The sequence below is a fragment of the Xanthobacter sp. SG618 genome (assembly GCF_012932745.1).
GTDB lineage: Bacteria > Pseudomonadota > Alphaproteobacteria > Rhizobiales > Xanthobacteraceae > Xanthobacter > Xanthobacter flavus.
In genome coordinates this window covers 211,723-233,851 of the sequence record NZ_JABBHL010000004.1, presented here as the reverse complement: position 1 = coordinate 233,851, position 22,129 = coordinate 211,723, and the positions used below count along the sequence as shown (strand labels likewise).

The following is a 22,129-nucleotide window of genomic DNA, read 5'->3' as shown; positions in this document are numbered from 1 at the left end:
CTCATCTCACACCCGCTCGCTGGATTTCTCGGCGATGAGGCCGGTGGGGAAGAGGCCGATGAGGGCGATGATGACGGCGAAGGCCACCACGTCCTTATAGGCGCTGGTGAAGGGCAGCACGACGGTGACGAGGGTCTGCACGCCCGCGAACAGGAAGCCGCCGATGATCGGCCCGATGAGGCTTCCGAGGCCGCCCACCACCGCGCAGGCAAAGCCGATGATGCCGAGCATGACGCCCATGTTGAAATTGATCTCCCGGTAGTAGAGCCCGAGCATCAGCCCCGCGAGGCCGGCGAGCATCGATCCCAGCGCAAAGGTGCCGAGCACGGTGCGGTTGAAGCTCACGCCCGCGAGCTGCGCCACCTCCTCGTCCTGCGCCACCGCGCGGATGGAGAGGCCGAGGCGGGTGCGGGTGATGACGAGATGGGTCGCCAGCACCACCGCGAGGCCGGCGAGGAGGATGATGACGCTGTCCACGCCGACGCTGAAGGAGCCGGCCTTCAAGACGCCGTCCGGCAGCAGGGCCGGGAAGGGCTTGGGATTGCCGCCATTGGGTACACCGAGGCGGATGGCCTCGCGCAGCACGGTGCCGGCCATGAGGGTGGCGAGCAGCACGTTGACACCCGGCGCGTTCTTCAGGGGCAGCACCAGCAGCCGGCCGATGATGACGCCGGAGAGCGCGCCCGCGCCCAGCGCCGCGATGAGGCCCACCGCCAGCGCCAAGGGGCCGGAGAGGGTGACGAGCGCGGCCATGAGCCCCGCCGCCCCGAAGGCGGAGAAGGCGCCCACCGTCACCACGTCGCCGTGGGAGAACTTGATCACGTCCAGCACGCCGAAGAACAGCGAGAAGCCGACCGCGACGATGGCGTAGATGGTGCCGAGCATCAGCCCGTTGAACAGGTACTGGGCGAGAAGTCCGGGGTCCATGGCGGGTCTCTCAAGGGGAAGCGGGAACCGGCGCGCTGCAAGAAGGGCGCCGGGGAAGGGGAGTGTCTGCCATCGGCGCCACCCTCGCGCCTCGGCGGACTGAAACGGAGCGCAGCGCAGGGGAAGGAGAGCCGTGGCCCAGCGCAACCGTTCGCCGAAGGCGGCTCCATTCCTCCGGCCGTGCGAGGCGGTTGCCGGCTTCGCCGACCTTTCCCCTGGACCCCGGATCGGCGCTCCACCTGCGGTGTCGCGGATCCGGGGAACAGGGAGGGCGTCAGTTGCTCGCTGCCTTGCCCGGCAGCTTCTTGGTGCCCGTCGCATAGGCACTGTCCGGCCAGTAGACCCACTTGCCGTCCTGCGAGACATAGACGTTGGCGGAGACGATGTTCTGCCGGTGGTCGTCGAAGTTGATCTCGCCGACCAGCGCCTTGTAGCCCTTGGTGGTGTTGAGCACGTCGCGCACCTTCTTGCGGTCCGGTCCGGCCTTCTCGATGGCGTCCATGATGAGGTTGGCGGCGGAGAAGGCGAACGGGCCGTAGGCGTCCGGGTCCTCGCGGTAGCCGGCCTTGGCGTAGGCGTCCATGAAGGCCTTGCCGTCGGCATACTTGGTCAGCGGCGCGCCGTTGTGGAAGGAGACAGTGCCCTCCGCAGCGGGGCCGGCGCCCTCGATGAAGCCGGCGCTCATGATGCCGGAGACGCCGGCGAGCTGGGCGGGGATGCCGAGCCGGTCCATCTGCGAGCGCACGCGCACGCCGAGCGGGGTGAGCCCGCCGATGAACACCACGTCCGGCTTCAGCTCCTTCACCTTGGTCAGTTCGGCGGTGAAGTCCTGCTGGTCCGGCGGCACCGGGAAGGTGGCGAGGATTTCGCCGCCCTGGGGCTTCAAATTCTCGGCGAAATACTTGTTCTGGCCCTTGCCGTAGTCGGTGGTGTCGTGGATGACGACGAAGGTCTTGAAGCCCTGCTTGGTCAGGAACTCCGCGGCCATCTTGCCTTCATTGATCATCGTGCCGTTGACGCGGTGGATTTCCTTGTAGTCGTTGCCGTAGGTGATTTCCGGCAGCACCGCGCCCCACACCACCACCGGCAGGCCGAAGCGGTTGTAGGTGTCCACCGTGGCGATGGCGACCGCAGAGCAGTAGTGGGTAATGCCGGCGATGATGGACTTGTCGGAGGCCGCCTTGGTGGCCACCTGGACGCCCACGTTCGGCTTGCACTCGTCGTCGAAGGGCACGAGCTCGTAGGTGTATTTGGCGTCCGGCTTGGCATTGTGCAGGTCCACGGCGAGCGCCGCGGAATTGCGGCCGCCGAGGCCGGTGGCGGAATTGCCGCCGGTGAGCGGGCCGATGAAGGCGATCTTCACCGTGTCGCGCGCCAGCGCCGGAGACGCGGCGAGCGACACCGCGGCGAGGGCCGCGCCGGCGAGGGTGAACAGTTTTCGGCGGGCCAGCTTTTGATCCGTTGCCATCTGATGATCCTCTGGAAGGGTTTGTTTGTTCAGGCCGTACGGCGCCGGTCGTTGCCGGCTCCGGTGGATGGGGAGGGAAACTCAGGCCGCCCCGTCGGCGAAGAGCACGTCCGCCGCGGGGTCGAGCGCCCCATCCTCGGCGGCATGGGCGATGGCGGCGCCCTCGGAGAAATAGGCCGGCTCGCGGGCGGAGCGGTCCACCTCCAGGTGGAACACGTCGAAGCGGTTGTAGTAGCCCACCACGTCGTGGAACTGCTTGGGCTCAACGCAGCGGGCGGTGTCGATCTCGGCGTAGAGGATGCCCTCATGCTCGCCCAGCACTTCACCCAGCACCTGCGAGGTGGGATCGAGCACCATGGAGATGCCGCGCGGGGAATTGTCCATCACCTCGAGGCTGGCCTTGCCCAGGCTCGCGTGGCCCATTGAGCCCATGGCCTCGCGCATGGCCGCATCGACGAAGCCGGACACGACGATGTTGAACACCTTCGCCTCGAAGGCATGAGCACCGGCGCGGATCTCGATGGCGCGCTTCAGGTCGTAGGCGCCCTCTTCCTCGGGCGGACGGGTCGGCCAGATCGGCGGATAGGAGGAGATATGCACCTGCTCCCCCTGCGCCATCAGGGCATAGCGCGCGAGGGGATTGGTGTTCTCTCCGCAGATCAGCATGCCGACCCGGCCGATCTCGGTGGCGGTGACGCGCAGGCCGCGCGCGTCTCCGTTCGCCCATACCAGCTTCTCGTAGAAGGTGGGGACGAGCTTCCTGTGGTGGTTGAGGATCGCGCCGTCCGGCCCGATCAGCACGTTGGAATTCCAGATGCAGCCGACGCTCGCGTCGGTGCCCTCGGTGAAGCCGAGGGAGACGTGGACGCCGTGCCGGCGCGCCGCCATGCGGATGGTGCGGATGGCGCCGTTCGAGAGCTTCTGGGCCTGCGCCACCAGCGCGCAGAAGAAGCCGTGATTATAGATGGGCGCCTGCAGCGCCGCCCACACCGGGAAGCCGGGCAGGAAGGATTCCGGGAACACCACCAGCGCGGCGCCGTTCGCGGCGGCCTCGGCGATGAGGTCGCAGGCCTTCTCGGCGGTCTTGTCCGCATCGAGGAACACGGACGAGGCGTGGCAGGCGGCGGCCTTGAAGCGGGGATATTGGACGGTCATCGGGCTCTTCTGCCAGTGGGGCGGCGGTGATTACGCCGGCTCATGATGGCGCGGTGTCCCGTGCGCGGAAGGGCGCAAATGTGCAGGGGCACTTGCGCATATTCCCATGCGGCAGGTTTGAGCGGGGTGCCCGGGCCGGTGATGGAGCCGCTCTGCCTCGAGAGGGCGCAATTGCCCGGCTTCGCGCCGCCTCTCGATGAGGCGCGGTGCGCAAAGGGTGGCCTTCGAGCCGACCGCCGCCCGCTTTGTGCACCGCGCCTTGCACGATTTCCGATGGTGCGGCGACGTTCGGGAGCGGCCCATGTCCCCATGGCGCGGCCAAGCGCCCCGCCTGCGCCCATTGCCTTGCGGGAAGCGGCGAAGAATGATCCTTGCGAAAAGTGCGTGCGTCGCCCGTCCGGGGTGTAACGTTCGGGTGGGCGCCTGCGAACTGACCTTCGGGAACGTATAGATGGACGACCGCGAACTGCGGTGGGCGCAATTGATGCGGAGCGCGCTTGCCGGCGACGGCGCGGCCTATGAGCAATTGCTGCGGGAGCTCGCGCCCGCGCTGCGCACTGTGGTGCAGCGCCGCCTTGTCCGCCTTGGCGCGCCCACGGCGGAGACGGAGGACGTGGTGCAGGAGACGCTGCTGGCGGTGCATCTGAAGCGTCACACCTGGCGCACCGAGGACCCCCTCGGGCCCTGGCTGTGGACCATCGCCCGCAACAAGATGGTGGACCATCTGCGCCGGCGCGGGCGGCGGGTGGAGGTGCCGGTGGAGGATTTCGCCGAATTTCTCCCGGCACCGGAGGAGCGGCCCGACACCGGGGCCATGGAGGTGGAGCAGCACCTTGCCCTGCTGCCGCAGAAGCAGCAGGCGGTGCTGCGCTCGGTGGCGGTGGAGGGCGCCTCCGTCGCCGAGACGGCGGAGCGGATGCGCATGACGCCCGGCGCGGTGCGCGTGGCGCTGCATCGCGCCTTTGCGAGCCTTTCGGCCCGCCTGAGGGAGGAGTGAAGGAACGACGTGAAGACGGATGACCTCATACGCGCCCTCGCCGCCGATGCGCGGCCGGTGCGCAGCTTCAGGAGCACGCTCGCGCTCGCGCTCGTCGTTGGCGTCGTGGCGGCCGCGTGCGTGTTCGCCCTGCGTCTTTCGCCGCGGCCCCACCTTCTCGCTCTGCTGGTGGAATGGCGCCTCGCCTTCAAGTTCGCGGTGACGCTCTCGCTCGCCGCAGTCGCTTTGGTGTTGGCGCTGCGCCTGTCGCAGCCCGGCGCGCGGGTGGGGCGTGCGGCGCGGGCCCTGCTGGTGCCGGCTCTGCTGCTCGCGGCGGGTGTTGCGGCCGAACTGGTGACGACGCCCGCAAGCCAGTGGCGGCACGAACTCGTCGGACGCTACGCCATCTATTGCACGACGCTCATTCCCATGATCGCCGCTCCGGCGCTGGGCGCGCTCCTGCTCGCCCTGCGGCGTGGCGCCCCGACCCATCCGACGCTGGCCGGCGCCGCCGCGGGCCTCGCGGCGGGCGGCATCGCCGCCGCCCTCTACGCCCTCCATTGCGTGGACGATTCCCCGCTCTTCTTCCTCACCTGGTACAGCATCGCGGTAGCGGCGGTGACGGCAGTGGGCGCGCTCGTGGGTAGCCGATTGCTGCGCTGGTAGGGCCGGAGCTTGGGTTCCCGCGCAGCAATTGCAGCGGGGTGCGAGCGGGCGGCCCCTTGGCGGCCGGGGCTGCCGCTCCGCACTGTTGCCCTTTGGTCGCTTGCCGGCTCTGTCTTCCGCCTGCCGTTCCGTCACCGCCTAGACCGCGCCCCGACGCTTCGCTACCCCTAATTGCAACTCTGGTCAGGGAGAGTTGCGGTCATGGCGGCAAAGGCGAAAACCGGCTTCAGCGGGCTCGATAGGAGCAAGACGCTGGCCGAGAACACGGTGAATGCGGGTCCGGTGGTGCTGGATTCGAATGTGACGTTTGTGGCGACATCGCCTGATATTTTCACCCAAGGATACTTTCTTGTCGATGTTGCCAATTTTGGTGGGAATGACCATTTCTACCTTAAAGATGGTGGGGGGATAAAGGTCGTTTACGGACAAGATTTTGGATCTGTTTATTATAATGATGTGCTGGTCGGAACAGTCATGTCAGGCGGTCCGTACATATCGGTCACTCTTGAGCCGAACGTAACAGCAGAATCTATGACCGCTATGGCGAGAGCGGTCTCATATTACTACGATGGCGACACGCCCTCAGCGTTCGGTCGCGTTGTCACTTATAGAGTTTTAAACTCGTCCGGTGCAGATACCTCAGCCACCATGCTGCTCAAGCTGAAGCCCGAGAACGACGCGCCCGTCTTCTCCGGCCTCGATGCCCAGTCGGTCCATTCCGCCTCGCAGGCCGCAGTGGGCGTCGTCATCGACGCCGACGTCCATGTCGCCAATCCCGATCTGACCGGCTTCAAGGGCGGCAAGCTCGCGGTCCATCTCGCCGGCGCGACTGCGACCGATCAGCTTTATCTGTCGGACGGGCATTTCAGCATCACCGGCAAGAAGCTCTATCTTGATGGCAAGCAGGTCGGCACGGTCTCGGCCGATGGACACAACGGGCACGACCTCGCCTTCACTTTCTCGTCCGCCATTTCCGATGCGCAGGCGAGCCAACTCGCCGAGCAGGTCTCCTATCGCTCCACCGCCGCGTCCGCCCCGAGCGGCGCGCGGGATGTGACTTTCACCGTCACCGACACCGAGAAGAGTTCGACGAGCGCGCACACGACGCTGGCTTTCGAAGCGGAAGCGCCGACCCTCCTGTCCGCCAATGCCATGGTCTCCGACCCCTTCGCGACCCTGAAGGCGGCCGTCTCCGGCGCGCCGGACGATCTCTCCGCCGTGTTCGCCACGCTGGAAGCGCGGGCGGCGGGGTTGTTGGAGGCGGCGTCGCACGCCCATGGGGCGCTGGGCACGGATCACCTGCCGGACCTCCATCTCTCAGCGGCGGTCGTCGACTATCTCGATGCCATCGGTTCATCCCTCCTCGACCATGCGCAGTCGGCGCACCCCGTGCTGGTGCACGAGCTGTCCGACCGGGCGCAGGCCCTGGCGTCGCATGTACATGAGGTGCTTCATCCCGTGCACGGGAGCGCGGATGCGCTGATCTGATCTGCGGCCGTCATCGGTCGGTGCCCTTGCCAGAACGGCGCGCGCCGTGCCCATCTAGGGCGCGGCTGTTCCGGGCGGGAGGCAGGCGATGACGCAAGGCGAGGGCCGGGCTGGAGCGAGGGAGGCAGGCGGCCTTGATCGCCGCAGCCTGCTGAAAGGCGCGGCGGCGCTGGCGGTTGCCGGCGGCATCGGTTCGGGCGCACGGGCTGCGCCCGGCGGGCTCATCGATGCCCACAGCCACAGCTGGGGCGGCGACCCCGCCCGCTATCCCATGGTCAACGGCCAGACCGCGCGCGACCGCGATCCGCCGGACTACGATATCGACACCGTGCTGGCGCGGGAGATGGCCATCGGCGTCGCGCGGGTCGTGCTGGTGCAGCACATCGGCTATTTCGGCTTCGACAGCTCCTATCTGACGGATGCCGCGCGGGTGCACCCCGGCACCTTCGCCGTGGTCGGTGCGGTGGACGACCGGCGCGCCGACGCGGCCGAGGCCATGCGGGCGGCGAAAGCGACCGGGGTGAAGGGCTTTCGCCTGAGGGGCGTCGATACCCGATCCTGGCTCGCCTCTCCGGTGATGGCGACCATCTGGGCGACGGCGGCGGAGGAAGACCTCGTTTTGTGCCCGCTTCTGCGGGACAGCCCTGATATGAGCGACGATGCGCTCCTCCACATGGCCGAGATGTGCCGGCGCTATCCGGCAACGAGCGTCTGCCTCGATCACATGGCCCATGTGATGCCGGGCGACACGCGCCAGCTGGACCGGCTTCTGGCGCTCTCCGCCTTTCCGGGCGTGACGGTGAAGGTGTCCGGCCTCAACAAGTTCGACACGCCCCCTTACGACCGGGTGATCCCGCAACTCGTCGCCCTCATTGCCGCCTTCGGCGCGGGCCGGCTGATGTGGGGCAGCGACATGCCGGTGCTGGAGCGCGAACCACCCAACACCCTGCAGGCCGCCTTCGATTTCATCGCCCGCCGGGCGCCCCTCGACGACGGGCAACGGGACTTTCTGCTGCGGGGAACGGCCGAGCGGGTGTTCTTCGGCGGATAGGGACTGCGCGCGCTCAGGTTGTGTGGGGGAGGGGTGACGTAGTTTTACCCAGCGTCATTTCCTGTTTTTCTCTGTAATTCGACGAATGCCGCAAGACGAACCGGGCCATTGGTTGCGTCAACCTCATCTTGGCTGGTATTCTCGCGGCCTTCGGGACACGAACACACGCAGGGTGGGATGGGAGGCGGGGCAGGCAGTGAGGCGCGACACCGCGCGGCCGGATGGGCCGGACGCGCGCACGCGGCTTTGCGCCTTCCGGTCGTGCTGCGTCTTGCCGTGGTCCTGCGCCTGCTTTTCGTCGTCCTGCTTCTCGCCAACGGTGTCGCGGCCTTCGTTCAGGCGGGCAATGCCGCCGGCCTCAGATGGAATGCGGTCCAGGTCGAAGGGCTCGTCGCCGCCGGCCTCCTGTGCGAGCACGAAAACGGGCAGGCCGGCCCCCCCGCGCCGGATCAATCCCCGGCCCATCCCTGCTGCGCGGATTGCATCGCCTGTCCCTGCGCAGACGGGATGCTGGCGCCGCCGCCTGCCCCCGTCGCGCTCGGCGCCGTGGCCGGATTCCACATGGTGCGCGCCGATCTTCCGGCCGCCCAGCTCACCACGCAGCTTCCCTTCAAGCGCGGCCCGCCGCCGCGCGCACCTCCCCACCTCGTGACCGCCATCAAGGCCGCCTGAACCGGCGCGCTCGCCCGCGCCTTGGGTTTCTCACGAGGATTTTTTTCATGACCAGGCTTCCCAAGGCCGTCAGCCTTTGCGCGCTGACAGGCCTTCTTCTCGCTGCGCATCCCCCCTCCGCGCACGCCCATGGAATCGCGGGCGACCGCGTGTTCCCGGCGACCCTCACCTTCGACGATCCGGCCGTGGCGGACGAACTCGCCTTGCCCACCGTGCAATATCTGAAGGATGGCGACGGGGTCGGCGGCACCTCCTATTCATTCGAATATGCCAAGACCATCACCCCGTGGCTGGGCATCTCCGTCGAGAGCGGCTGGCTGCAGAATACGCCCGGCCATTCGGGCTTCGACAATATCGAGACGACGCTCAAGTGGATGCTCCTCAACAATGCGGAGCACGAATTCATCTTCTCGGTGGGCCTCAGCATCGAATGGGGCGGCACCGGCAATTCCAAGGTGGTGGACAGCTACACCACGGTGTCGCCCAACCTCTATTTCGGCAAAGGCTTCGGTGACCTGCCGGACAGCCTCGCCCTGCTGCGGCCCTTCGCCCTCACCGGCCAATTGGGCTACGGCCTCCCCACCCAGCTCACCGACCCGCTGACCTTCGAATCCAACCCGCGCGTGCTCACCTGGGGCCTGTCGCTGCAATACAGCCTGCCCTACCTCAACCAGAACGTGCGCGAGATGACCGGGCAGCCGGACTTCATCAAGCAGCTCACGCCCATCGTGGAAGCAAGCTTCCAGTCCCCGGTCTCCAACATCGGCGACGGCGCGCGCATCACCACGGGCACCATCAATCCCGGCGTCATCTGGTCCAACGGCGCGGTGCAGGTGGGCCTTGAGGCCCTCATCCCCATCAATGCCCAGAGCGGCAGCCATGTGGGCGTGATCGGCCAGTTGCATTTCTTCCTGGACGATATCTTCCCTAACGGCATCGGAAGGCCTCTCTTTCCCTGAGACGCCGTTCCCTTCCCCGTCCCCTTTCGCGAGATCCATCATGAAGCGCATCGCAACCCTCGTCGCCGCGGCCGCCCTCGGCCTCCTGTCCGCCACGGCGGCCTTCGCTCATGCCCATCTGGAAAAGGCGGTGCCGGGCGTCGGCACCACCGTTTCGGCCGGTCCCAGCGAAATCCGCCTCGTCTTCAGCGAGGCGGTGGAGCCCCGTTTTTCCTCCATCGTCGTCACCCGCGCGGACGGTTCCGCCGTGGCCTCGGGCGCGGCGGCCGATGGCGCCGATCCCAAGGCGCTGGTGCTGAAGCTGGGGGCCGCGCTGCCGGCCGGCGCCTACAAGGTGCAGTGGAAGATCGTGTCCGTGGACACCCACAAGACCGAGGGCAGCTTCGGCTTCCAGGTCGGCAAATAGGGTGGACGTGTTTCCCCTCATCCTCGCCGCACGGTGCACGCATTTCGCGGCGGGGCTGGTGCTGTTCGGTGCGCCGCTGTTCGTGTTCACCGCCGTGCCGGCATGGGCCGGGGCAGCGGGCGCCTCGGCCGCGCGGGCGGCGGAGCGGATGGTCTTGCTCGCGCTGCCGGTCGCGCTCGTCTCGGCTCTCGTCTGGGCGGGGGCGGCGCTGGTGGACATTACCGGCACGCCGGCAAGCCTGGCCGACCCGAGCCTCGTCTCCGGATTCCTGCTGGAAACCGGCTTCGGAAAGGCCATGGCGTTCCGGCTGGCCGTGCTCGTTGTGGCTGCGTTCGCCGCGCTTGCCCTGCGCGGACGGCGGAGGCTGGCGGCAATCGCGGCGGCGGGGGGCGTGCTGATGGCGAGCGAAAGCCTGCTCGGTCATCCCGGCGCCGCCGAGGGGGCGCGGGCGGTGATGCTGGTGGCGGTCCATGCCGTCCATGGGCTGGGCGCGGCGGTGTGGATCGGCGGGCTGCTGCCGCTCATCGTGCTGCTGGACGGGTGGGCGAAAGCGCCGGAGGAAGCCGGAAAGGCACCGGGCGCCGTGCTCCGGCGCTTCTCCCGCATCGGCATCGGAGCGGTGCTGATGGTGGGCGTCGGCGGCGGGCTGGCCGCCATCCTGCACATCGAGACGCCCGCCGCACTGCCGGGGACGATCTATGGCCGCATCGTCGTCCTGAAGGCCTCGGTCTTCGCCGGCCTTGTCTGCCTCGCCCTGCGCAACCGCCACATCGCTTTGCGCCTCGCCCGCTCGCCGGCGCGGGGGGCAGACCTCGCGCGCATCGCGGTGAACAGCAGGATGGAGGTGGCGCTGGCCCTTGTCGCCGTCTTCCTCGCGGCGCTGCTGGGCATGAGCGATCCGCAGCTCTAGAGCACGCGCCGATCTGATTGCATCGCAATCAGATCGGATAACGCGTTCTCTGTCTAAGCGTTAGAGGGCGATTCACCGATCAAGTTGTTTCAACTTGATCGGATCGCGCTCTAGCCGGCGGCGCTCATTCCGGCTCCGCGAGGCGATAGCCGACACCGGTCTCGGTGCGGATGTAACGGGGCTTTTCGGGATTGTCCTCCAGCTTCTGCCGGAGCTGGCGGACATAGACGCGCAGATATTGCAGATCGTGCATCTCGCCCCACACCTGCGAGAGCAGGTAATGGTGGGTCAAAACCTTGCCTGCATGCTGCACCAGCACCCGCAGGATGGCGTACTCCTTGGGCGAGAGCTTCACCTCCCTGTCCTTCACCTTCACGATCCGCCGCACCAGATCCACCGAGAGATCGCCCACCACGAACAGCGGCTTCTCACCCTGCTGCTGGAGGCGGTGGCGCAGGGCGACGCGGATGCGGGCGACCAGCTCGTTCATGCCGAACGGCTTGGTGACATAGTCGTCCGCCCCCGCCTCCAGCGCCTCCACGATGCCCGGCTCGTCGGTGCGGCTGGAGAGGATGATGATGGGGCAGGTCTGCCCCTCCTCGCGCCAGCGGCGCAGCAGGTCGCGGCCGGGAATGTCGGGCAGGCCGAGGTCGAGGATGACGAGATCCGGCGCGCCCGCGGCCATGAGCGCCAGTGCCTCGGCGCCGGTGGCGGCGCTCTCCACCCCGTAGCCCTGTGTCGGCAGGCCGGTGGCGAGCAGGCGGCGGATGGCGGGTTCGTCGTCCACCACGAGGAGCTTCACGGCCGCGCTCACGGGGTGGTCTCCAGCATGGGGGCGAGCGCCCGCGCGGGCAGGTCGATGGTGAAGACGGCGCCGGAGCGGTCGGCCCTGTTGGCCACGGAGATGGTGCCGCCCAAAGCCTCGATGAAGCCGCGGCAGATGGCGAGGCCGAGCCCGGTGCCAGCGCGCACCTGATCCTGCTTGCGGGCGCGGAAGAACTTGTCGAACACTTGGTCGACGTCATCCGCCGGAATGCCCGGCCCCTCGTCCAGCACCTGCAGCGTCACATGTCCGCCCTCCGGACCGTTCTCGGCCCAGCCGTGAAGCGAGACGAGGGAGCCGGCGGGCGCATATTTGGCGGCATTGTCGAGGAGGTTGAACAGCGCCTGCTCGAACAGCACGGGATCGACGTTCAGCATGGGCAGGTCCGGCGCAAGGTCGATCTCCACCCGGTGGTCCTTGAGGATGGCGGCCGCCCGCCGCATGGCGCTGCCGACGATCTCGGCGAGGTCGTTGGGCGAGGTGTTGGGCACGATGGCGCCGGATTCCAGCCGCGTCATGTCCAGCAGGTTGGCGATGAAGCGGTTCAGCCGCTGGGCCTCCTCCTCGATGGTCGCGAGCATCTCGCCGCGCTGGTCCTCGGTGAGCGAGGCGGCGAAGCTCCTCAGCGTGCCCGCCGCCCCGAGGATGGAGGCGAGCGGGGTCTTCAGGTCGTGGGAGATGGAGGTGAGAAGGGCCGAGCGCAGCCGGTCGGTCTCGGCGTCGAGCCGCGCCTTCTCCACGTCGGAGACGAGGTTCGCCCGCTCCACGGCGAGGGCCGCCTGGTCGGCGAGGGCATCGAGCAGTCGGCGTTCCTCGGGCGAGAGGGGCGGGCCCTCCTTGTCCTTGTCGATGCCCACCACGCCCACCGCCCCGCGCCCCGTGTGCATGGGCAGGAACAGGCGGCGCGCGCCGGGCAGCGTGTCGGCGCCGCGGCCGGCGGGGCGGTTGTTCTCATAGGTCCAGTTGGCGGCGGCGAGATCCGCCGCGTCGATGGCATCTTCCGGCGGGTAGCCGGCCTTCACGGTGAGCGCGCCATCCTCCGGCAGCAGCATCACCACGCGCACCTTCAGCATGGAGGCGATCTGGAAGGCGGTGGCCCAGAGCAGATCGTCCAGGCTCACCGCGCTCGCGAGCTTCTTGGAGAAGAGATAGAGGTCTTCCGTCGTCTTCGCCCGCGCCCGTGCGGCCAGCGCCTGCCCGCGCACCCGCGCCGTGAGATTGCTGGCGATGGCCGCCACCACCAGGAAGAAGAACAGCGCGATCACGTTTTCCGGATCGGCGATGGTGAAGGTGTAGAGCGGCGGGATGAAGAAGAAATTGAACGCCAGCATGGCGGCGACCGAGGTCGCCAGCGCCGGCCACAGGCCGGAACGCACTGCGCTCACCAGCACGGCGGTGAGGAAGACAAGGGCGACGTTCTGCAGCCCCAGCAGCCGTTGCAGGGCGACGCCGACGAGGGTCGCGGCGGCGACGAGGAACGCGCCCTCCGCATAGGCCCGCACCTCCCGTCGCACCGGCAGCGGGGCCACCGTGCGCGCCTCCTCGGAGGCCGGCTGGCCGGCATCGCCGGCGATCACATGCACGGAGATGTTGCCGGAGCGCCGCACGAGGTCGTGCACCACCGAGCCGTGCAGGATCTCGAACCAGCGCGAGCGGTCGGACTTGCCGATGACGATCTGGGTGACGTTGGCGGCGCGGGCGTAGGAGAGCACGTCGTCGGCGATATGCGCGCCGCCGGGCACGGTGACGGCCTCAGCCCCCAGCCGCTCGGCGAGGCGCAGCACCTCGGCGATGCGGTCGCGGTCGGCGTCGCCGAGCTGGAAGCTGCGCTGGGTCTCCACATAGAGCGCCACCCACGGCGCCCGCAGCCGGTCGGCGAGGCGCTTGGCATAGCGCACCAAAGCGGCGCAGCGCTTGTCCTCGCTGATGCAGACCAGCACCCGCTCGCCCGCCGCCCACGGGCCGGATATGGCGTGGGCGCGCATGTGGCTCCGCAACTGCTCGTCCACCCGCTGGGCGGTGCGGCGAAGGGCCAGCTCGCGCAAAGCGGTGAGGTTGCCGGGGGAGAAATAGTTGTCCACCGCGCGCCGGGCGGTGTCGGGCACGTAGACCTTGCCGTCGTGCAGCCGCTGGATGAGATCGGAGGGGGTGATGTCGATCACCTCGATCTCGTCGGCGCGGTCGATGATGGCGTCGGGCACCGTCTCGCGCACGCGGATGCGGGTGATCTGCGCCACAACGTCGTTCAGGCTCTCCACATGCTGGATGTTCAGCGTGGAATAGACGTCGATGCCGGCGGCGAGCAACTCCTCCACGTCCATGTAGCGCTTGGCGTGGCGGCTGTCGGGGGCGTTGGTGTGGGCGAGCTCGTCCACCAGCACGAGGTCGGGCTTGCGGGCGAGGATGGCGTCGAGGTCCATCTCCTGCAACTGCCGGCCCTTGTAGGCGACGGTGCGGCGGGGGACGATCTCGAAGCCCTCCACCAGAGCCTGCGTCTCGCGGCGGCCGTGGGTCTCCACCACGCCGATCACCACGTCGGCGCCTTCCTTCAGGCGGGTGCGGCCGGAGGCGAGCATCTCGTAGGTCTTCCCGACGCCGGGGGCGGCGCCGAGGAAGATCTTCAACTGGCCACGGCTCTCCCGCTGCGCCTCCTTCAGGAGGGCGTCCGGCGAGGGGCGGTGGTCGCTCTCGCGCTCTTCGGGCATTGCCGTCTCCCGGCCGGGCCGCTGCGGTCCCGCCTGTTCTATTTGGCGCCGGCGAAGCGGTCCAGCGCGAGATTGATGGCGACCACGTTCACGCGGGGCTCGCCGAGGAGGCCGAAGGTGCGCTCGCTCGTCTCGTGCGCCACCAGCCGGCGCAGCACGTCCTCATTGAGGCCGCGCGCCTTGGCGATGCGCGGCACCTGGAACAAGGCGGCCTCCGGGGAGATGTCCGGGTCGAGCCCCGAGGCGGAGGTGGTGACGAGATCGGTCGGCACCGCCGCGCCGGGGTTCTCGGCCTTCAGGGCCGCCATGTCGGCCTTCACCCGGTCCATGAGGGCGGGGTTGGTGGGTCCGAGGTTGGAGCCCATGGAATTGGCGGCGTTGTAGGGCTGCGGCACGGTCTTCGAGGCATCCGCAGGATCGGCGCCGGTGGTGGCGGAGGGACGGCCGTGGAAGTAGCGGTCGGAGGTGAAGGCCTGCCCGATGAGGGCGGAGCCGACCACGGTGCCGTTCTTCTCGATGAGGCTGCCATTGGCCTGCGCCGGGAACAGCACCTGCGCGGCGCCGGTCATGGCGAGGGGGTAGGCGAGGCCCGTCAGCGCCGTCAGAAGGACGACGATGACGAAGGCGGGACGGAGGCTGTTGAGCATGATGGCTCTCCTCAGACGAGGTGAAGGGCGGTCACGGCGACGTCGATCAGCTTGATGCCGGCGAACGGCACCACGATCCCGCCGAGGCCATAGATGAGCAGGTTCCGCTGGAGCAGCGCCGCCGCCCCGATGGGCCGGAACTTGACGCCCTTCAGCGCCAGCGGAATGAGGGCGATGATGATGAGGGCGTTGAAGATGATGGCCGAGAGGATGGCGCTCTGCGGCGAGGCGAGGCCCATCACGTTCAGCGCGCCAAGCTGCGGGTAGAAGGCCACGAACATGGCCGGGATGATGGCGAAATACTTCGCCACGTCGTTGGCGATGGAGAAGGTGGTGAGCGAGCCGCGCGTCATCAGCAGCGCCTTGCCGATCTCCACGATCTCGATGAGCTTGGTCGGGTCGCTGTCGAGGTCCACCATGTTGCCGGCCTCGCGGGCGGCCACCGTGCCGGTGTTCATGGCGACGCCGACATCCGCCTGGGCGAGCGCCGGGGCGTCGTTGGTGCCGTCGCCGCACATGGCGACGAGCTTGCCCTTGGCCTGCTCGTCGCGGATGAGCTTCAGCTTCGCCTCCGGGGTGGCCTCGGCGAGGAAGTCGTCGACGCCCGCCTCGGCGGCGATGGCGGCGGCGGTCAGCGGGTTGTCGCCGGTGATCATCACCGTGCGGATGCCCATGCGGCGCAGCTCGGCGAAGCGCTCGCGGATGCCGCCCTTCACGATGTCCTTGAGGTAGATGACGCCCAGCACCTTGCCGTCGCGCGCGACGGCGAGGGGAGTGCCGCCGGCCTTGCCGATCTCCTCGGCGATGGCCTGCACCTCGCGCAGCGTCTCCGGCGAAACGGGACGCACGGCCGAGCCGGGGGACTGGAGATCCTTGAGGATGGCGTCCACCGCGCCCTTGCGGATCACGGCGCCGTCCACGTCCACGCCACTCATGCGGGTCTGGGCGGTGAAGGGCACGAAATGGGCGTTGAGGGTCGCCATGTCGCGGCCGCGGATGCCGTATTTCTCCTTCGCCAGCACCACGATGGAGCGGCCCTCCGGCGTCTCGTCGGCCAGCGAGGCGAGCTGTGCCGCGTCCGCCAGCTCCTGCGGGCTCACGCCGCGCACGGGGCGGAACTCGGCCGCCTGCCGGTTGCCCAGCGTGATGGTGCCGGTCTTGTCGAGGAGCAGGGTGTCCACGTCGCCCGCCGCTTCCACCGCACGGCCGGACATGGCGAGCACGTTGAAGCGCACCAGGCGGTCCATGCCGGCGATGCCGATGGCGGAGAGCAGCGCGCCGATGGTGGTGGGGATCAACGTCACGAACAGCGCCACCAGCACGACCACGGAGATGGTGCCCCCCGCATAGGCGGCGAAGCTCGGGATGGAGGCGGTGGCGAAGACGAAGATCAGCGTCATGCCCGCGAGCAGGATGTTGAGGGCGATCTCGTTCGGCGTCTTCTGCCGCTCGGCACCCTCCACCAGGTGGATCATGCGGTCGAGGAAGGTGGAGCCCGCCGCCGCCGTGATGCGCACCTTGATGTGGTCGGAGATGACCGTGGTGCCGCCGGTGACGGCGGAACGGTCGCCACCGCTCTCGCGGATCACCGGGGCGCTCTCGCCGGTGATGGCGGCCTCGTTGACCGAGGCGACGCCCTGCACCACCTCGCCGTCGGAGGGGATGACGTCGCCCGCCTCCACCAGCACCACGTCGCCGACCTTGAGCGAGGTGCCGGGCACCTCCCGCCAGTCATCGCCGGAGCCGGTGAGGAGCTTCGCCTGCGTCTCCGTGCGGGTGCGGCGGAGCGAATCCGCCTGCGCCTTGCCGCGCCCTTCCGCCACCGCCTCGGCGAAATTGGCGAACAGCACGGTGAACCACAGCCACAGGATGATCTGGAAGGAGAAGCCGAGGCCGCTCCCGCCGGTGGCGAGGTCGCGGATGAACAGGACGGTGGTGAGGAGGGCGACCACCTCCACCACGAACATCACGGGGTTCTTCACCATCGCGCGCGGATCGAGCTTCTTGAACGACGCGCCGATGGCCGGCACCAGGATGGCCGGGTCGAGAATGCTGCTGGAACGGGGCTTGGCCATGGATGGCTCCCGGAAAGGATCAGGGTTTCGCGACATCGCCGGCCACGAGCACCACCATCTGGATGGCAGCGACGAGGACGAAGGCGGCGAGGGTCGCGAGGAGGATGAGTTCGGAGGTGCGCAGGGCCTGGACCCGCGCGGAGAGGAAGCGGCGTGCCATCTCAGCCCCCGAAGGTCTGGCCGGCCACGGCCGCGAGGTGCTCCACGATCGGCCCGAGCGCGAGCGCCGGGAAGAAGGTGAGGCCGCCGACGATGAGGATGACGCCCACCAGCAGGCCGACGAACAGTCCGCCATGGGTGGGGAAGGTGCCCGCCGAGGCCGGCACGGTCTTCTTCGCCGCGAGCGACCCCGCCAGGGCCATGGCCGGCACGATCATCATGAAGCGGCCGATGAACATGGAGACGGCGAGCGTCACGTTGTAGAAGGGCGTGTTGCCGGAGAGGCCCGCGAAGGCCGAGCCGTTGTTCGCCGTCGCCGAGGTGAAGGCGTAGAGGATCTCGGAGAAGCCGTGCGGGCCGGGATTGCTGATGGCCGCCACCGTTCCCGGCAGCACCGTCGCGACCGCAGTCCAGCCGAGCATCATCAGGGGCAGGACGAGGATGGCGAGCATGGCCATCTTCACTTCCTTGGCCTCGATCTTCTTGCCGGCATATTCGGGCGTGCGGCCCACCATGAGGCCGGCCACGAACATGGCGACAACCACGAACAGCAGCATGCCGTACATGCCCGCGCCCACGCCGCCGACGATGATCTCGCCCAGCTCCATGTTGATGAGCGGGATCATGCCGCCCAGCGCCGTGAAGCTGTCATGCATCGCATTCACCGCGCCGCAGGAGGCGGCGGTGGTGATTACGGCGAACAGGGCCGAGGCGACGATGCCGAAGCGCAGCTCCTTGCCTTCCATGTTGCCGCCGGTGAGGCCCAGCGCGTTCAGCCCCGGCGTGCCGGCGGCTTCCGCCCAGTAGGTGACGGCGACGCCCGCGACGAAGATGACGCCCATGGCGGCGAGGATGGCCCAGCCCTTGCGCTCGTCGCCCACCATGCGGCCGAACACGTTGGTGAGGCCGGCGCCCAGCGCGAAGATGGAGATCATCTGCACGAAGTTGGCCAGCGCGGTGGGGTTCTCGAACGGGTGGGCGGCATTGGCGTTGAAGAAGCCGCCGCCATTGGTGCCGAGCATCTTGATGGCCACCTGCGAGGCCACGGGGCCGACCGCGATGGTCTGCTTCGCGCCTTCCAGCGTCGTCGCATCCACATAGGGGCCGAGCGTCTGCGGGATGCCCTGCCACACCAGGAACAGGGTGTAGGGAATGCACAGCGGCAGCAGCACGTAGAGAGTGCAGCGGGTGACATCCACCCAGAAATTGCCCACCGTCTGCGCCGAGGCGCGGGAGAAGCCGCGGATCAGCGCCAGCGCCAGCGCGATGCCGGTGGCGGCGGAGAGGAAGTTCTGGTGGGTCAGCCCCAGCATCTGGGCGAGATAGCTGAGCGTGCTCTCGCCGCCGTAATTCTGCCAGTTGGTGTTGGTGAGGAAGCTGATGGCCGTGTTCAGCGAAAGGTCCGGCGGCATCGCCGCCATCTCCTGCGGGTTCAGCGGCATCAGGTCCTGCAGGCGCAGCACGGCGTAGAGGATGAGGAAGCCGACCACGTGGAACAGCAGCATGGCGAGGGTGTATCCGAGCCACGTCTGCTCGCGCTTCGGGTCCACGCCGCCGAGGGCGAAGATGGCGCCCTCGATGGGCCTGAGGACGGGCGAGAGAAAGGTGCGCTCGCCGGCGAACACGCGGGTCATGTAGCCGCCGAGGAGCGGCGTCAGCGCAAGGATGATCGCGCAGAAGAGGGCGATCTGGATCCAGCCGTTGGGGGTCATCGGGGCCTCCTCAGAACCGCTCGGGCTTCAGCAGCGCGAGGGTGAGGTAGAAGAGGAGGCCCACGGTGATGAGGCCTCCCAGTGCGAAATCGAGGGTCATGGAGTTTTCCTTTGAATCCGGCCGCGTAGACGGAAGGTCTTCGGTGCACCTAGAGCCGCTCGCAAGCGTAACCGTAGCCGATGGCCAAGGCGAACAGCCCCGCCGCCAAAGCGAGCATCAGAATGTCGAGCATGGGACGTCAGTCTCCAGAGCGCGCGCCGATCGGATTGCATCGCAATCAGATCGGATCACGCGTTCTCTTTCTTCGAGTCAGAGGTCGATTCACCGATAAAGTTGATTCAACTTGATCGGATCGCGCTCTGAGGGTTTCGGGCCGCGAATACGCGGGAAGACCTGCGTTGCGGTCGGCCGCAGCGCCGGGGACCTTTCTCCCGGCCGCTGGTCAGCGATGGAAAGGTGTCACCTTGCGCATAAAGATTCGAGACGGGCCGCGATGGCCCGAAATAAAAATCCCATAAAGAAAAGTGCGCCAGCGAAGGCCCCGCAAAAACAAAAAGGGCGCCCGTCGGGGCGCCCTTCGCATGGAGTTCAGGCGGCGGCCCTCAGTGGGCGTGGCCGAGATAGGCGGCGCGCACGGCGGCGTCGTTGCGCAGCGCCTCGGCCGGGCCTTTCGCCGCGACGCGGCCGTTTTCCAGCACATAGCCGAAGTCCGCCACCTCGAGCGCAGCGGCGGCGAATTGTTCCACCAGCAGCATGGTGATCTTCTGCTCCTTGAGCCGCGCGATGGTGGCGAACACCTCCGCCACCAGGCGCGGGGCGAGGCCCATGGAGGGCTCGTCCAGCAACAGCACGCGCGGGTTCAGCATCAGCGCGCGGGCCATGGCGAGCATCTGCTGCTCGCCGCCGGAGAGGGTGCCGGCAAGCTGTGCGCGGCGCTCGGCAAGGCGCGGGAAGAGGGTGAACATGCGGTCGAGGTCGCCCTCCACATCGCCGCGCTCCCGCGCCCCGGTGAGGCGGGGGAAGGCGCCGAGCAGCAGGTTGTCCTTCACGCTCTGGGTGGGGAACACGCGCCGTCCCTCGGGCGAGTGGGCGAGGCCCTTCTTGGTGATCTTGAAGGAGGGCAGGCCGGTGAGGTCCTCCCCGCCGAGGTGCACGGTGCCGCTCTCCGGCGGGATCATGCCGGAGATGGCGCGTAGCGTGGTGGTCTTGCCGGCGCCGTTGGAGCCGATGAGGGTGACGAGCTGCCCTTCCTCCACCTTGAGGGAGAGGCCATGCAGCACCTTCACCTTGCCATAGCCGGCGACGAGATCGTTCACTTCGAGCATGGCGATCTCCTCATTCCGCCGCAGCGGCGGCGCCGCCGAGATAGGCCTCGATGACGCGCTCGTTGGCCTGCACCTCGGCCGGCTTGCCCTCGGCGATCTTTTGGCCGAAATCCAGCACCGTCACGGTGTCGCACAGGCCCATGACCACATCCATGTGGTGCTCGATGAGCACGATGGTGAGCCCCGCGTGGCGCACCTTCCGGATGATCTCCACCAGGTGCTTGATGTCCGGCGCGGTGAGGCCGGCGGCGGGCTCGTCGAGCAGCAGCAGGGCGGGGTCGAGCGCCAGGGCGCGGGCGATCTCCAGCAGGCGCTGCTTGCCGTATGGCAGGTTGCGCGCCTCCTCGTTGGCGAGGTCGGCGAGGCCGACGAAGTGGAGGAGGCTCATGGCCCGTTCGCGTGCCGCCTTCTCCTCCCGCCGGATGCGCGGCAGGCCCAGCGCCACCTCGGCGAAGGTCGCCTGATAGGTGTGGTGGAGGCCCACCAGCACGTTCTCGATGAGCGTCAGCTCGGCGAAGAGCTGCACGTTCTGGAAGGTGCGGGCGATGCCGTCCCCGGCGATGTCGGAGGAGGTCTTGCCCGCCATCTCCTGCCCCTTGAACCGGACGGCGCCGGCGGTGGGCACGTAGATGCCGGTGAGCACGTTCATCATCGTGCTCTTGCCGGAGCCGTTCGGCCCGATGAGGCCGTGGATGGTGCCGGGCTTCACCTCGATGGACACCTGATCCAGAGCCCGGAGGCCGCCGAACTGCATCACCACATTGTCCACGTGGAGCAGCACGCCCGAATGGCCTTCGTGGGAGGCGGTGACCGCCTTGCCGTGGGTGTCGGCATGGATGACGGCGTGGGTCTGCACGAGGCTGGGCCACAGCTGGGCCACGGCCCGCTTCAGGAAGCCGACGATGCCGTCCGGCAGGTAATAGACCACGAACAGGATCATCACGCCGAAGACGGCGAGCTTGTAGTCCGTGATCTTCTGCAGCAGCATCGAGAAGACGAAGAAGGCGAGGCACAGCACCACGGGAATGGCGTTGCGCACCCGGTTCTCCGGATCCTTCACGAAGGCTCGCGCGCCGGCGATGACGGCGACGAGCGCGATGCCGCCGGCGATGTAGCGGAACAATTCGATGTCCGAGAGCAGGTTCGGCAGGAACACGATGATCACCGCGCCGAGGATGGGCCCCAGCCGTGACTTGCGCCCGCCCACCGTGACCGCCAGCAGGAACTGCACCGAAAGCTCAAAGCCGAAATTGTTCGGCGCGATATATTGCTCGGAATAGGCGAACAGCGCCCCCGCAAGGCCCGCGAGGCCGGCGGAGACCACGAAGGCCAGCACCTTGTGCTTGTAGACCGACACGCCCATGCAGTCGGAGGCGATCGGGCTGTCGCGCAGCGCCTCGAACGCCCGGCCGAGATGGGAGGCGAGGATGCGGTTGATGATGATGAGCGTCAGCACCAGCGCGATGGCGGCGATATAGTAATATTCCACTTCCTTCATGCGCTTCAGCGACATGTCGAACAGCGGGATGCTGTCGCCGAGCCAGCGCAGATCGATGAAGAGGGGCGTCGTCAGCTTGATGCCGAGCGGGCCGTTGGTGAGGTCCGTCATCTCGTTGATGAGGATCTGCACGATGGTGCCGAAGGCCAAAGTCACCATGGCGAGATAGGGGCCGGTGACGCGCAGCGCCGGCAGCGCCAGCACCACGCCGAACACCGACGCGACGATGATCGCCAGCGGCAGCGCCGGCCAGAAGCCGATGCCGAAATGCATGGCGAGGCAGCCGGCCGTGTAGGCGCCGATGCCGAACAGCGCGGCATGGCCGATGGACACCTCGCCCGTATAGCCGAACACCACGTCGAGCCCGAGCAGCAGGATCGAGAAGATGGCGATGGTCACCAGCAGGTGGAGATAATAGGGGCTCGTCACCACGAACGGCAGAACGACGAGCACCGCGAGGCCGATGAGCGACCCCGTGGAGGAGAGGAGGCGGCGCGCGAGCATGG

At 68.1% G+C, this 22,129-nt stretch carries 21 protein-coding genes; 8 read left to right on the top strand and 13 right to left on the bottom strand.

The annotated features are described in order from the left end of the window. Nucleotides 1–6: 6 nt before the first annotated feature. The 3 genes from FHT36_RS13110 to FHT36_RS13100 form a co-directional block, all read right to left on the bottom strand. The gene (locus tag FHT36_RS13110) at nt 7–927 is read right to left on the bottom strand and encodes a branched-chain amino acid ABC transporter permease (protein WP_169122939.1); all 921 of its coding nucleotides are present in this window, start codon (nt 925–927) and stop codon (nt 7–9) included. Nucleotides 928–1,201: 274 nt separating this feature from the next. Then, on the bottom strand, nt 1,202–2,395 hold the full coding sequence (locus FHT36_RS13105) for a branched-chain amino acid ABC transporter substrate-binding protein (protein WP_169122938.1): 1,194 nt from the start codon (nt 2,393–2,395) through the stop codon (nt 1,202–1,204). Between the two features lie 81 nt (nt 2,396–2,476). Further along, a complete protein-coding gene (locus FHT36_RS13100) occupies nt 2,477–3,550 on the bottom strand; it encodes a carbon-nitrogen hydrolase family protein (protein WP_169122937.1) in 1,074 nt (357 codons plus the stop codon). 451 nt (nt 3,551–4,001) lie between these two features. Between FHT36_RS13100 and FHT36_RS13095 the strand changes: the two genes are divergently transcribed. From FHT36_RS13095 to FHT36_RS13080, 4 genes are all read left to right on the top strand, one after another. Continuing rightward, entirely contained in the window at nt 4,002–4,547 is a 546-nt protein-coding gene (locus tag FHT36_RS13095; RefSeq protein WP_169122936.1) for a sigma-70 family RNA polymerase sigma factor, read from the top strand. Nucleotides 4,548–4,556: 9 nt separating this feature from the next. Further along, nucleotides 4,557–5,192 (top strand): NrsF family protein, encoded by a 636-nt coding sequence (locus FHT36_RS13090; protein ID WP_169122935.1) that lies wholly within the window; start codon nt 4,557–4,559, stop codon nt 5,190–5,192. A 201-nt stretch (nt 5,193–5,393) separates the two neighbouring features. Continuing rightward, nucleotides 5,394–6,680 carry a hypothetical protein gene (locus FHT36_RS13085; protein ID WP_169122934.1) on the top strand — a complete coding sequence of 429 codons (1,287 nt, stop codon included), beginning with the start codon at nt 5,394–5,396 and terminating at the stop codon, nt 6,678–6,680. Nucleotides 6,681–6,768: 88 nt separating this feature from the next. Then, nucleotides 6,769–7,731, top strand: a complete 963-nt coding sequence (locus FHT36_RS13080; protein ID WP_169122933.1) for an amidohydrolase — start codon at nt 6,769–6,771, stop codon at nt 7,729–7,731. Between the two features lie 123 nt (nt 7,732–7,854). Here the strand turns inward: FHT36_RS13080 and FHT36_RS13075 are convergent, their stop codons facing one another. Continuing rightward, a complete protein-coding gene (locus FHT36_RS13075; RefSeq protein WP_169122932.1) occupies nt 7,855–8,184 on the bottom strand; it encodes a hypothetical protein in 330 nt (109 codons plus the stop codon). A gap of 54 nt (nt 8,185–8,238) precedes the next feature. On the opposite strand from FHT36_RS13075, the gene FHT36_RS13070 reads away from it, so the two are divergent. From FHT36_RS13070 to FHT36_RS24880, 4 genes are read left to right on the top strand one after another with little or no spacing between them, the layout of a single operon-like run. Further along, nucleotides 8,239–8,403, top strand: a complete 165-nt coding sequence (locus tag FHT36_RS13070; RefSeq protein WP_169122931.1) for a hypothetical protein — start codon at nt 8,239–8,241, stop codon at nt 8,401–8,403. A gap of 47 nt (nt 8,404–8,450) precedes the next feature. Beyond that, complete coding sequence (locus FHT36_RS13065; protein ID WP_169122930.1) at nt 8,451–9,362, top strand: hypothetical protein; 912 nt, start codon at nt 8,451–8,453, stop codon at nt 9,360–9,362. 40 nt (nt 9,363–9,402) lie between these two features. Beyond that, nucleotides 9,403–9,768 (top strand): copper homeostasis periplasmic binding protein CopC, encoded by a 366-nt coding sequence (gene copC, locus FHT36_RS13060; protein WP_210257736.1) that lies wholly within the window; start codon nt 9,403–9,405, stop codon nt 9,766–9,768. A 1-nt stretch (nt 9,769) separates the two neighbouring features. Next, nucleotides 9,770–10,678 (top strand): CopD family protein, encoded by a 909-nt coding sequence (locus tag FHT36_RS24880; RefSeq protein WP_169122929.1) that lies wholly within the window; start codon nt 9,770–9,772, stop codon nt 10,676–10,678. Between the two features lie 124 nt (nt 10,679–10,802). Here FHT36_RS24880 and FHT36_RS13050 read toward each other — a convergent pair whose 3' ends face one another. The 9 genes from FHT36_RS13050 to FHT36_RS13010 form a co-directional block, all read right to left on the bottom strand. Further along, nucleotides 10,803–11,492: a response regulator transcription factor gene (locus FHT36_RS13050; RefSeq protein ID WP_169122928.1), complete on the bottom strand. Its 690-nt coding sequence runs from the start codon at nt 11,490–11,492 to the stop codon at nt 10,803–10,805. Then, the gene (locus FHT36_RS13045) at nt 11,489–14,206 is read right to left on the bottom strand and encodes a sensor histidine kinase KdpD (protein WP_169122927.1); all 2,718 of its coding nucleotides are present in this window, start codon (nt 14,204–14,206) and stop codon (nt 11,489–11,491) included. Before FHT36_RS13045 ends, FHT36_RS13050 begins: the two co-directional genes overlap by 4 nt. 38 nt (nt 14,207–14,244) lie before the next feature. Then, nucleotides 14,245–14,853: a K(+)-transporting ATPase subunit C gene (locus FHT36_RS13040; RefSeq protein WP_169122926.1), complete on the bottom strand. Its 609-nt coding sequence runs from the start codon at nt 14,851–14,853 to the stop codon at nt 14,245–14,247. A gap of 11 nt (nt 14,854–14,864) precedes the next feature. Further along, nucleotides 14,865–16,928 carry a potassium-transporting ATPase subunit KdpB gene (kdpB, locus tag FHT36_RS13035; RefSeq protein ID WP_169122925.1) on the bottom strand — a complete coding sequence of 688 codons (2,064 nt, stop codon included), beginning with the start codon at nt 16,926–16,928 and terminating at the stop codon, nt 14,865–14,867. Between the two features lie 19 nt (nt 16,929–16,947). Then, nucleotides 16,948–17,088 carry a hypothetical protein gene (locus tag FHT36_RS13030; protein WP_169122924.1) on the bottom strand — a complete coding sequence of 47 codons (141 nt, stop codon included), beginning with the start codon at nt 17,086–17,088 and terminating at the stop codon, nt 16,948–16,950. Between the two features lies 1 nt (nt 17,089). Next, complete coding sequence (kdpA, locus tag FHT36_RS13025) at nt 17,090–18,799, bottom strand: potassium-transporting ATPase subunit KdpA (RefSeq protein ID WP_169122923.1); 1,710 nt, start codon at nt 18,797–18,799, stop codon at nt 17,090–17,092. A gap of 10 nt (nt 18,800–18,809) precedes the next feature. Next, nucleotides 18,810–18,899 carry a K(+)-transporting ATPase subunit F gene (locus FHT36_RS13020; RefSeq protein WP_081762578.1) on the bottom strand — a complete coding sequence of 30 codons (90 nt, stop codon included), beginning with the start codon at nt 18,897–18,899 and terminating at the stop codon, nt 18,810–18,812. 503 nt (nt 18,900–19,402) lie between these two features. Beyond that, complete coding sequence (locus tag FHT36_RS13015) at nt 19,403–20,125, bottom strand: ABC transporter ATP-binding protein (protein ID WP_169122922.1); 723 nt, start codon at nt 20,123–20,125, stop codon at nt 19,403–19,405. Between the two features lie 10 nt (nt 20,126–20,135). Further along, nucleotides 20,136–22,127 carry an ABC transporter permease subunit gene (locus tag FHT36_RS13010; protein WP_169122921.1) on the bottom strand — a complete coding sequence of 664 codons (1,992 nt, stop codon included), beginning with the start codon at nt 22,125–22,127 and terminating at the stop codon, nt 20,136–20,138. Between the last annotated feature and the right edge of the window lie 2 nt (nt 22,128–22,129).

Excerpts from the sequence above, each read along its gene's own strand:
- FHT36_RS13110 (WP_169122939.1), bottom strand. The coding sequence starts at position 927 with ATGGACCCCGGACTTCTCGCCCAGTACCTGTTCAACGGGCTGATGCTC.
- FHT36_RS13105 (WP_169122938.1), bottom strand. The coding sequence starts at position 2,395 with ATGGCAACGGATCAAAAGCTGGCCCGCCGAAAACTGTTCACCCTCGCC.
- FHT36_RS13100 (WP_169122937.1), bottom strand. The coding sequence starts at position 3,550 with ATGACCGTCCAATATCCCCGCTTCAAGGCCGCCGCCTGCCACGCCTCG.
- FHT36_RS13095 (WP_169122936.1), top strand. The coding sequence starts at position 4,002 with ATGGACGACCGCGAACTGCGGTGGGCGCAATTGATGCGGAGCGCGCTT.
- FHT36_RS13085 (WP_169122934.1), top strand. The coding sequence starts at position 5,394 with ATGGCGGCAAAGGCGAAAACCGGCTTCAGCGGGCTCGATAGGAGCAAG.
- FHT36_RS13080 (WP_169122933.1), top strand. The coding sequence starts at position 6,769 with ATGACGCAAGGCGAGGGCCGGGCTGGAGCGAGGGAGGCAGGCGGCCTT.
- FHT36_RS13070 (WP_169122931.1), top strand. The coding sequence starts at position 8,239 with ATGCTGGCGCCGCCGCCTGCCCCCGTCGCGCTCGGCGCCGTGGCCGGA.
- FHT36_RS13065 (WP_169122930.1), top strand. The coding sequence starts at position 8,451 with ATGACCAGGCTTCCCAAGGCCGTCAGCCTTTGCGCGCTGACAGGCCTT.
- copC (WP_210257736.1), top strand. The coding sequence starts at position 9,403 with ATGAAGCGCATCGCAACCCTCGTCGCCGCGGCCGCCCTCGGCCTCCTG.
- FHT36_RS13045 (WP_169122927.1), bottom strand. The coding sequence starts at position 14,206 with ATGCCCGAAGAGCGCGAGAGCGACCACCGCCCCTCGCCGGACGCCCTC.
- FHT36_RS13040 (WP_169122926.1), bottom strand. The coding sequence starts at position 14,853 with ATGCTCAACAGCCTCCGTCCCGCCTTCGTCATCGTCGTCCTTCTGACG.
- kdpB (WP_169122925.1), bottom strand. The coding sequence starts at position 16,928 with ATGGCCAAGCCCCGTTCCAGCAGCATTCTCGACCCGGCCATCCTGGTG.
- FHT36_RS13030 (WP_169122924.1), bottom strand. The coding sequence starts at position 17,088 with ATGGCACGCCGCTTCCTCTCCGCGCGGGTCCAGGCCCTGCGCACCTCC.
- kdpA (WP_169122923.1), bottom strand. The coding sequence starts at position 18,799 with ATGACCCCCAACGGCTGGATCCAGATCGCCCTCTTCTGCGCGATCATC.
- FHT36_RS13020 (WP_081762578.1), bottom strand. The coding sequence starts at position 18,899 with ATGACCCTCGATTTCGCACTGGGAGGCCTCATCACCGTGGGCCTCCTC.
- FHT36_RS13015 (WP_169122922.1), bottom strand. The coding sequence starts at position 20,125 with ATGCTCGAAGTGAACGATCTCGTCGCCGGCTATGGCAAGGTGAAGGTG.
- FHT36_RS13010 (WP_169122921.1), bottom strand. The coding sequence starts at position 22,127 with ATGCTCGCGCGCCGCCTCCTCTCCTCCACGGGGTCGCTCATCGGCCTC.